We start from the raw sequence: 9593 nt of genomic DNA, 5'->3' as shown, positions 1-9593 counted from the left end.
TCTACGTCATACTTAATTGAACCGCCGTATACCGAACGGTACGTACGGTGGTGTGAGAGGTCGGGGGTTAGTCACCCTCTCCTACTCGATTACAAAGGATTTCGTCCGGTCATTACCTGTTTTAATGAAAAATTTAAAAACGGCAACAGTTGCCAAGTCCCATTTACGCATTAATGAAATCCGTGGTTCTATCGACTGGTCACAAACCATCGTAGAAAGGATAAATACAAATTCAAAGGGACAGAAAGGGGGATTATCTAAATCAAAATATTGATATAGTTGGAATTCTTTACTTACGAGATATCCAGTTTAATTTTACAACACATTTTGATAATATTAGAATCCTCATTTTGTCAGATATAGAACAGCTGAAATTAAATAGATTTCCACACAATCCTATTCATAAGTAAATTCCTCGAATAAAAATGCTTTGCCCGTTTTAACTAGAAAATCAATTAAAACTTAACCTTTATCATAGGGCAAAACATTATAAGAAAGAATAACTTAGGGAATTTATAAATAAAAATAAATAGTTAAGCAAAAAACTAAACATTTGGGAAGTCAGATAAGTATATTTAAAAAATTCATTTAAAATAGCTTGTTTATTACATGTTCAAACATCTAGTGGAAGAATATTTGATTTGATCCAAAATTAAATTCAGTAATAATGGTATTGATGAATTTAAAGTTCAGATTGAATCGAAATTTTTTATAAAAATTGTTAAACTAATTAGCATATCTGTATTACCTATATGGTAATCTTCTTATCCAACGAACCCATCCACGTATAGTTGATGCTCTTCTCCTAAATGTACTTTCACTGCCAATATTATATAATTTATTTTGCTTCATTCTTTCTACAATAAAAGAACTTGGAACTAATTTGACTCTATACTCCTACTTTTTCTTTTCATTTCTACCTCGATTTCAACATGTTTATCATAAACTTCCTTAAAAACAGCGTGTTCAAGTATCTTTTCAGCTAGTGTTAAATACTTTTCTCTATATGGTAATTCCATAACCCTTCTACCTTCATCATTCAGTGTTATTACTATTTCACTACCAATTCGATCCACTTCTGCCAAACCTAAATAAATACAGGCATTAGCATAATAATCACTTTGTCGTCTGTCAAAATCGTACAAATCAGCAATTTCTTCTTAGCTAATATCCCCATTATAAAGGGTACTTAATAAGTCCACAACTCTTTCAAAGCGGTCAGCTTGTGGGAATGGTATTTTTGGTTCTTCCACAAATTTTGTAGCATTTCTCGCTACCCTATCAACATCTTCTTGTGTAATTTTATCACGAGGAATGATGTAATCTTTTTGCTTTATTAATCGAAATGAATTAAAGGTTTCTGGGTCTTCAAATTCATACATAAAGAATGAAAATTTGTCGTTGCTATATGTAAAAAATAAGGGTATAACATCTTTATTTATTCTATTTTTCCAAACACGATAAGGATAAAACAACTGTCTAACATTAAAGTCGGTAACGGTTTCATTTTTTGCTTCTATAATTGCAAATTTAGTTTTTCCTTCGAAACCACCATCAATTTCAATTCGAGCACCTTCAACATCTACTCGATTATACTTTAGTTTGGGATGATGATGAAGAAGAGCAATTGTTTTCCGAAGTCTTAATGTTAAAAGCATACTTCCAATTAATGTATCGTGATAAATTCCGTGATTCTACCCTTGAAAGAATACTAGACGAAGATCCGCATTACATCCTGTTTTCAATTGTCTCCAATAAGTGGATGATAATGGATGCTTTAATGGAGGATTTAGAACATTGATAAGTAGTTTTTTTACAATTTTAAGTAAAAATAGAAAAAATTATTATATATGGAGATAAATATAGATTATTTTATCGCTGAACTGCGTAAACATAAAAGTTAACACTACAATTGCAAGAAATAATTCTGCAGAGCGGTAATGATCCACGGTCGAACACGTACATGCATTCCTTATCATCCATACCTCCAATTGACCTCGGTCATGTTCGACGGCATTCGTAATGACTGCTTGATCTGGATAGGAAAGTCCTTTATCCATAAAAACAAGCCGAAGGTGAAGTTTTACACCAGATTTTGTTTTTCGAAACTCAGCCCACTTATGGTTCGTCAAGTTTAGTGGCAATGTACTTGAATCAATGATTTTCAGTGGTGTTGTCATTTTTCTACGTGTTTGAAAATTGGTTTTCTGATGAATTTGTGCAACCAAATCTAGAAAAACCGTTTGAAAGAAGCAAGTTGGAACCTGATTCAGACGTCTTCCTAATTGTGAGAAACTAATGGATTCGAATCCAGTTGCACATTGTAATTCATCTGAAAATAATGCATCGCTTAATGCCCGTAAGCTCTCTGTTTCGTGGAGTTGGGCGTATAAGAGTAACTTCATAAAAGGAGCCATGTAGAGCTTCTTTGTATAGTAATTTAATGGATAGGTTTTCACCAGCTCCTCAAACAATTTCTGGTTAATAGGTGAAAGCCATTGTTCAAATGATGTTTTTCGTGTAAACTTATCCATGTGTTGTCCTTTATTTTGGAATTGGATAGGTTTACTACCAAAACCATTATAAAGGATTTTTGTATGGAAAAGTTAACTAACGAAATATTCTGTATCATTAATTATGTTGTGTTATTTTAATGAGACACTAGTGCAATATTTCATCTTAAATGCAAATTATGAGGAGGATCGGTTTGTCACCAATTAATCTAAATGACATTCCAAACACAAATAAAGAATTTTTAAATAGAATCATATCCATATCTTTCCCCCGCCAAGGTTATACATCAAATGTGCCCATTATCGAAAGTGACAGGGGAATGTTTGCCCTTAAAAGGACGAGGGGGAGAAAGGTTTCATTCGTGGTTGAAAAAGGAAGTATCAATATTAAATAGTTTAAGGACGACAGATCTTCCAGTACCAAAAGTATGGAGATTTGTGGAAGAAAATCATGAGTGTTGGGCTCTTTTAGATTATATCGAGGGAGAAACCATTAGACAGGCGTTATTTACTGAAAAGAACCAAGAAAAACGTTGTGAAATTATTTTTCGCCTTGGCGAAATCTTGTCTAAAATCCATTCAACTCCCTGTCCCGAAGAATTACGAACGAAGGAACCGTGGCTGGATCGAATGTTAGCGGAAGCGGAATATAATCTCACTCATTATGAAGTTGATGGGACGAGAAAGTTACTGGAAAGATTGAAAGAAAATAAGCCGAAAGAATTTACACAAACGTTTATACATGGGGATTTTACCATCGATAATGTTTTAGTTTCCAATGCCGTTGTCACCGGAATTATCGATTGGGCCGGCGGTGTTTATGGGGACCCGAGGTATGATGTATCCCTTGCGATTCCCCGAAACTGAATGCCTTTGAAACCGGAAGAGATAAACAAATCTTTTTTGAAGGCTACGGCCAAAAAATCATTGATGAAGAAGACTATAATTATTTTGCCAACGGATTATATGAGTTCTTTTAACGATTTTCGAAAATCGTGCTCCTTCTAAAAATCAGACTATTGGAATAATTTTTGAAATAAAATAAATTATTAAGTAAATAGTCTGTTTTTGTGTATGTAGGTAAGCTGAAAATACTAAAGACCTGGGTTTAAAACTTGGGAACAAACCCAGGACTTAATTTGTTTTGACCATTTGGAAGGATAGTCAATTTGAATGAGAAAAAAAGAGAACTCATTTTTGAGGTGGACTAGGAATGAATAAAACTATTGCAGATATAGCAAAAATTTCGGGAGTTTCCAAAAGCACTGTATCTCGCTACTTAAATGGTGGATCTGTTAGTGAAGCAACAAAAAGAAAAATTGAACTTGCCATTAAAGAAACAGGATATACACCTAATCCTTTTGCACAAAGTTTAAAGGCTAAGAAAACATATTTTATTGGAACGATTGTTCCGCGATTAGATTCCTATGCAGCATCGCATACTTTAATTGGGATTGATGAAAAATTAAAAGAGTTGAATTTTCAATTATTAATATCCAATACGAATCAGCAAATTGAACGTGAAATTGAAACGATTTATAGCCTGGCTAGTCAAAAAGTTGCGGGAATTATTTTACTTGCTACTCAAATTACACAAGTACATTTAGAGGCATTTGAAAAGGTGAACATCCCGATTCTTCTTGTTGGTCAAGAACATCCTGATGTACATAGTCTGATTCATAATGATTTGGAAGCAGGCTATGCAATTGGAAAATATGTATTAGAGAAAGGGCATCGAAAAATTGCTTACTTAGGTGTTACCGAAAAGGATGTAGCAGTTGGAGTAAGAAGAAAGGAAGGATTTAAAAGGGCAATAGCAGAAGCGGAAGGATGTGAGGTTCGTTATTTTGAAACAGGTTTTAATATGTTTGCTGCTCAACAAAGGGTAACAGAAATGCTAGAAGGATTTCAGCCAACTTGCATTGTGTGTGCAACGGATAATATTGCTCTTGGTGCTTTAAGGGCAGCACAATTAAAAGGATTAAGCATTCCAAAGGATGTTTCTATTACGGGTTTTGGAGGATATGATGTGACGGAAATTATTCACCCAGGGCTAACAACAGTAAAACTGTTTTTTAAAGAGGCTGGAAAGATGGCAGCGCAAAACATTGTAAAGCTTGTCAATGAGGAGTCAGTTCCAAAAAGAACATTATCAAAATATGAAATTATTGAACGAGAAAGCGTTGACAGCATCATTCCTAATGACTTATAATCAGACTGGAACCGGTTCCATTTCATAAAGTTAGGAACCGGTTCCTAAATCGCGAAAAATGGAACCGTTTCCACTGAATAAATGGGGGAGGAAGCTATGAAATACGATCAAATCGCAAAAGAAATTTTAGAAGCTCTTGGTGGAAAAGATAATATTTCTGCTGCAGCTCACTGTGCGACACGTTTACGTCTAGTTTTAAATGATGAAAGTAAAATAAATCAAGAAGCGCTTGACAAAATGGACGATGTAAAAGGAACTTTTTCAACGGGTGGACAGTTCCAAATTATTTTAGGGTCAGGTACAGTTAACAAAGTTTATCAAGAATTGACCAAATTAACTGGACTTCAAGAAATGTCTACAAAAGATGTGAAAGATGCTGGAGCGAAAAAATTAAATCCAATTCAACGTTTAGTGAAGCTACTTTCTGATATTTTCGTTCCGATTATTCCTGCCATTGTTGCTGGCGGTCTTTTAATGGGGATTAATAACGTATTAACGGCAAAGGATCTATTTATTGAAGGTAGGTCCCTCATTGATGCTTATCCAGAAATAGCGGACTTAGCAGCACTTATTAATACATTTGCCAATGCGGCATTTGTCTTTTTACCAATTTTAATTGGTTTCTCCGCTACACAGCGCTTTGGTGGTAACCCGTACTTAGGAGCTACTTTAGGTATGTTAATGGTTCACCCTGATTTATTAAATGGTTGGGGATATGGTGGCGCCTTAGCGAACGGTGAAATTCCAGTTTGGAGTATTTTCGGATTTGAAATTGAAAAAGTCGGTTATCAAGGGACCGTATTACCTGTATTAGCAGCATCCTTTATTTTAGCGAAAACAGAACAATTCTTACGCAAATATATTCCGTCTGCACTTGATAACTTATTAACGCCATTATTAACGATTTTTATTACAGGCATTTTAACGTTTACAGCAGTAGGACCGATTACTCGTTCTGCAGGTAACTTATTAACAGACGGACTTGTTTGGTTATATGATACTACGGGACTCATTGGTGGTGCGTTATTCGGTTTAGTTTATGCCCCAATCGTTATTACAGGTATGCATCATAGCTTTATTGCAGTTGAAACACAATTGTTAGCAGAATTTGCTAAAACAGGTGGTTCGTTTATTTTCCCTGTTGCGGCTATGTCAAACGTAGCTCAAGGTGCAGCAACATTAGCTGTTTTTATGATTATTAATGATAAGAAAATTAAAGGTATTGCATCCGCAGCTGGTATTTCGGCTCTTTTAGGAATTACAGAGCCTTCTATGTTTGGTGTTAACTTGAAGCTTCGTTATCCATTTATTGGTGCTATTACAGGTGCAGCTGTATCAGCCGCATTTATTACGATCTTTAAAGTAAAAGCTGTTGCGCTTGGAGCAGCCGGTTTACCAGGTATTATTTCAATTCGTCCAGATTCCATAGCTCCATACGTAATTGGAATGGTTATTTCATTCATCGTTGCATTCGTAACAACCATGATTTTAGCGAAACGTGCAGCGAAAAAAGAACAAGCAGCAGAAAAAGCATCTTAATAAATTAAATATTGGGGTCTGATCCTTAAAAAGAGGTCAGGCTCTGTGTTTACATCGTGAAGGAGTTGAGGTTTAAAGATGGAATGGACGAGAAAACAACGGTATCGCCGAATCGAAGAAGCGACAAAAGAAGAATTGAATGCATTAGAAGAAAAAGTCAACAAAAGCATTTGGCGTCAGAAATTTCATATTCAACCAGTAACGGGACTTTTAAATGATCCAAATGGTTTTTCTTATTTTAACGGAGAATATCACTTGTTTTATCAATGGTTTCCGCTAGGTCCTGTTCATGGATTAAAATATTGGTATCACACAAAATCAAAAGATCTTGTCAATTGGCAAAATGTCGGAATTGGTATTAAGCCGAACGATTATTTTGATTCTCACGGAGTTTATTCAGGTAGTGCTATTTGTCATGACGGTAAGCTCCATTTAATGTATACAGGAAATACAAGAGACGAAAATTGGGTTCGTCATCCATATCAATGCTTAGCGGTAATGAATGAAAATGGTCGTATTGAAAAATTACAAGAGCCGGTTATTAAAGAAGTTCCAAAAGGTTATACCGATCATTATCGCGATCCGAAAGTTTGGAAGGAAAATGGCACATTTTATGCTGTTATCGGGGCACAGAGGGAAAACAAAACAGGTTGTATTGTTCTTTATTCATCACCTGATTTAAAAAATTGGACATTTGAAGGTGAGGTTCAAACAAACTTAAAGGAATTTGGATTTATGTGGGAATGTCCCGATTATTTTGAACTAGATGGAAAAGGTGTGCTGATTTTCTCACCACAAGGGTTAGAGCCAAAGGGAGATCAATTTCAAAATATCTATCAATCTGGTTATCTTTTAGGGAACACACTAGATTTAAAGACAAAAGTTTTTGAACACGGTGAGTTTGTTGAGTTAGACCGTGGATTTGACTTTTATGCACCACAAACGACAATTGACCATAAGGGACGTCGCCTTTTAGTCGGGTGGATGGGTCTTCCCGAAATCGAGTATCCAACTGATAAGGATGGGTGGGCTCATTGTTTAACATTACCGAGGGAGTTGACCGTTCAAAATGGAAAGCTTATTCAGTGTCCTGTAAAAGAACTAGAAGCATTGCGACAAGATTCGGTAAATGTGAAAGATATTCTCGATGATGAGAAAAAAATGTATGAAGGATTCAATGGGACGACGTATGAACTTATTTGTGAATTTACGAACATGGAAGCAGATGAAGTCGGGATTGAATTCCGGTCATGTAATGATGAAAAAACGGTCATCTCCTATAACAGAAAGGAACAAAAAGTGACCTTAGACCGTACCCATTCAGGGGAGGTTCCAGCTAAAGAATATGGAACAACGAGAAAGTGCAGCGTTGAAGGGGATACGTTAAAGCTTCATCTGTTTGTTGATAAGTCTTCTGTCGAAATTTTTATCAATGACGGCGATGAAGTATTTACGAGCCGAATTTTTCCAAGACCTGAAAGCACAGATATTCGCTTCTTTGCACGAAACGGAAAAGTTACATTAGACACAACGAAATATAACTTATCCACTATGAATTAAAAGGGAGGTGTAGACAATGGGACGCTTATTTTCAATTGGTGAAGTGTTAATTGATTTTATTCCAATGCAAAAAGGCAAAGCATTAAAGGATGTTCAGTCTTTTAAACGTGCACCTGGGGGAGCCCCAGCAAACGTTGCAGCAGCTGTTGCGAGATTTGGGGCAGAATCTGCAATGATCACAAAGCTTGGAATGGATGCCTTTAGTGACTTTTTAATTGAAGAGTTACAAAAAATCGGTGTGAAAACAGATAAAATAAAGCGAACAAAGGAAGCGAATACAGGATTAGCATTTGTTTCACTGCGCGAAGATGGTGAACGTGATTTTTCCTTCTATCGCAATCCTTCTGCAGATCTTTTGCTTTCAGAAGATGAAATTGAAGAAAGTTGGTTTGCTAAAGGAGATATTCTACATTTTTGCTCCGTCGATCTAGTCGAAAGCCCAATGAAAAAAGCCCATGAAAAAGCAATTCGACTTGTTAAAGAAAATGGGGGAATCATTAGCTTTGATCCCAACGTTCGCCTTCCACTATGGAACAGTGCAGAGAAATGTCGACAAACGATTTTAGAATTTATTCCGAAAGCACATATCATCAAAATTTCCGATGAAGAATTAGCGTTTATCACAGGATTCACTAATGAAAAAGAGGCGATTGAAAACTTATTCACAGGTGATGTAAAAGCCGTTATTTACACAAAAGGAGCTAATGGAGCCGACCTTTACACGAAGAATGCCAAATATGAATCAACTGGTTTCAAAGTTGAGGTTCAGGATACTACAGGTGCAGGAGATGCCTTTATCGGTGGCTTTTTATATAAACTACTCGAAAAAGGAGTAAACCATGATAACTTAATAGATGTATTAAATGAGCACCATCAAGAAATCCTCACCTTTGCCAATGCAAGCGGTGCGATCACAACAACAGGAAAAGGTGCAATTTCATCCTTACCGACAAAAGAAGAAATCCTTAACTTCATTTCATGTAAATAAAAACATATTAAGATTAGCAGCACAGACCACGGTCAAGGTCTGCGCTGCTATTTTTTTAGTAGAAGTGGAGAAAAGGTCGTGACAGCCCCAGAACTATGAGTTCGCAATAAAAAAAACTGGCCTACTTCATGGATCTTATAAGAATCAGATTTAATATGTTGGATCCATGAGATCGTGGATAAGAAAAGGGAATCATTAAGGTTTTATGAAGGCACTACAAATAATGGAGGAAGGTTTTAGCAAAGTGTCATTGCCTTTGATTTTAGTATGGGAAAGAGCTATATGGTTATTTATAATTCTGCTCAGATTTATGTTTATGAAGGGGAAATATTACATAATCGCCTACAATTACGAAATCGCATCAGCAACTTCGTAATTGTGTAGGAAAAGTATAACATATTTGACCTGGCGAAAAAAAGCAAGAATCGTTGGGTCTATTTGGCATGCGTAAATTTATTTAGTTAGAGGCTTCTAATAAGTCGATTTTCCGGCTTATAGACGCCCCTTTAATGTTTTAGAAACGTTGATATATCAATGCTTATGATGTTTCGTTTTCAGTGGATTTCTGGACAGCCCCCTAAATAAATCCACTGAAACAAATAGTTTTACTAAAAACTCTTGACTAATTGTAAGAAGGGGATGTCTCAAAACATGAGACATCCCCTTGCAGGTGCGCCCGGCATGGGTGTAATCTATAGGGTGAAAGTCCCGAGCTGCGAAGGCAGAAGTAGCAGTTAGCTTAACGCAAGGGTGTCCGTGGTGACGCGGAATCTGAAGGAAG

General features: G+C 36.0%; 7 protein-coding genes and 3 pseudogenes. 6 read left to right on the top strand and 4 right to left on the bottom strand.

Going from position 1 to position 9593, the window contains the following annotated elements:
* Positions 1-744: 744 nt before the first annotated feature.
* The 4 genes and pseudogenes from AC3ASS_RS12805 to AC3ASS_RS12790 form a co-directional block, all read right to left on the bottom strand.
* A pseudogene (locus tag AC3ASS_RS12805) lies at positions 745-867 on the bottom strand (DUF7226 domain-containing protein); the annotation flags it as partial.
* Between the two features lie 11 nt (positions 868-878).
* A complete protein-coding gene (locus tag AC3ASS_RS12800; RefSeq protein ID WP_488283913.1) occupies positions 879-1145 on the bottom strand; it encodes a DUF7226 domain-containing protein in 267 nt (88 codons plus the stop codon).
* A 15-nt stretch (positions 1146-1160) separates the two neighbouring features.
* The gene (locus AC3ASS_RS12795; RefSeq protein ID WP_488283912.1) at positions 1161-1658 is read right to left on the bottom strand and encodes a DUF6997 domain-containing protein; all 498 of its coding nucleotides are present in this window, start codon (positions 1656-1658) and stop codon (positions 1161-1163) included.
* A 280-nt stretch (positions 1659-1938) separates the two neighbouring features.
* Positions 1939-2534 (bottom strand): annotated as a pseudogene (locus AC3ASS_RS12790) (DUF4372 domain-containing protein); the annotation flags it as partial.
* Positions 2535-2879: 345 nt separating this feature from the next.
* On the opposite strand from AC3ASS_RS12790, the gene AC3ASS_RS12785 reads away from it, so the two are divergent.
* From AC3ASS_RS12785 to AC3ASS_RS12760, 6 genes and pseudogenes are all read left to right on the top strand, one after another.
* The gene (locus AC3ASS_RS12785) at positions 2880-3380 is read left to right on the top strand and encodes a phosphotransferase family protein (RefSeq protein ID WP_488283911.1); all 501 of its coding nucleotides are present in this window, start codon (positions 2880-2882) and stop codon (positions 3378-3380) included.
* Between the two features lie 346 nt (positions 3381-3726).
* Complete coding sequence (locus AC3ASS_RS12780; protein WP_488283910.1) at positions 3727-4725, top strand: LacI family DNA-binding transcriptional regulator; 999 nt, start codon at positions 3727-3729, stop codon at positions 4723-4725.
* A gap of 96 nt (positions 4726-4821) precedes the next feature.
* A complete protein-coding gene (locus AC3ASS_RS12775; RefSeq protein ID WP_488283909.1) occupies positions 4822-6264 on the top strand; it encodes a sucrose-specific PTS transporter subunit IIBC in 1443 nt (480 codons plus the stop codon).
* Positions 6265-6342: 78 nt separating this feature from the next.
* Complete coding sequence (locus tag AC3ASS_RS12770) at positions 6343-7824, top strand: glycoside hydrolase family 32 protein (RefSeq protein WP_488283908.1); 1482 nt, start codon at positions 6343-6345, stop codon at positions 7822-7824.
* 16 nt (positions 7825-7840) lie between these two features.
* Positions 7841-8812, top strand: a complete 972-nt coding sequence (locus AC3ASS_RS12765) for a carbohydrate kinase family protein (RefSeq protein ID WP_488283907.1) — start codon at positions 7841-7843, stop codon at positions 8810-8812.
* Between the two features lie 267 nt (positions 8813-9079).
* Positions 9080-9154: pseudogene (locus tag AC3ASS_RS12760) on the top strand (transposase); the annotation flags it as partial.
* Positions 9155-9593: the final 439 nt, after the last annotated feature.

The organism is Bacillus sp. JST-5, from assembly GCF_057747715.1.
The sequence above is the reverse complement of the archived record's forward strand: the minus strand, read 5'-3'. Positions and strand labels throughout refer to the sequence as shown.

Excerpts from the sequence above, each read along its gene's own strand:
- AC3ASS_RS12780 (WP_488283910.1), top strand. The coding sequence starts at position 3,727 with ATGAATAAAACTATTGCAGATATAGCAAAAATTTCGGGAGTTTCCAAA.
- AC3ASS_RS12765 (WP_488283907.1), top strand. The coding sequence starts at position 7,841 with ATGGGACGCTTATTTTCAATTGGTGAAGTGTTAATTGATTTTATTCCA.
- AC3ASS_RS12795 (WP_488283912.1), bottom strand. The coding sequence starts at position 1,658 with ATGCTTTTAACATTAAGACTTCGGAAAACAATTGCTCTTCTTCATCAT.
- AC3ASS_RS12775 (WP_488283909.1), top strand. The coding sequence starts at position 4,822 with ATGAAATACGATCAAATCGCAAAAGAAATTTTAGAAGCTCTTGGTGGA.
- AC3ASS_RS12770 (WP_488283908.1), top strand. The coding sequence starts at position 6,343 with ATGGAATGGACGAGAAAACAACGGTATCGCCGAATCGAAGAAGCGACA.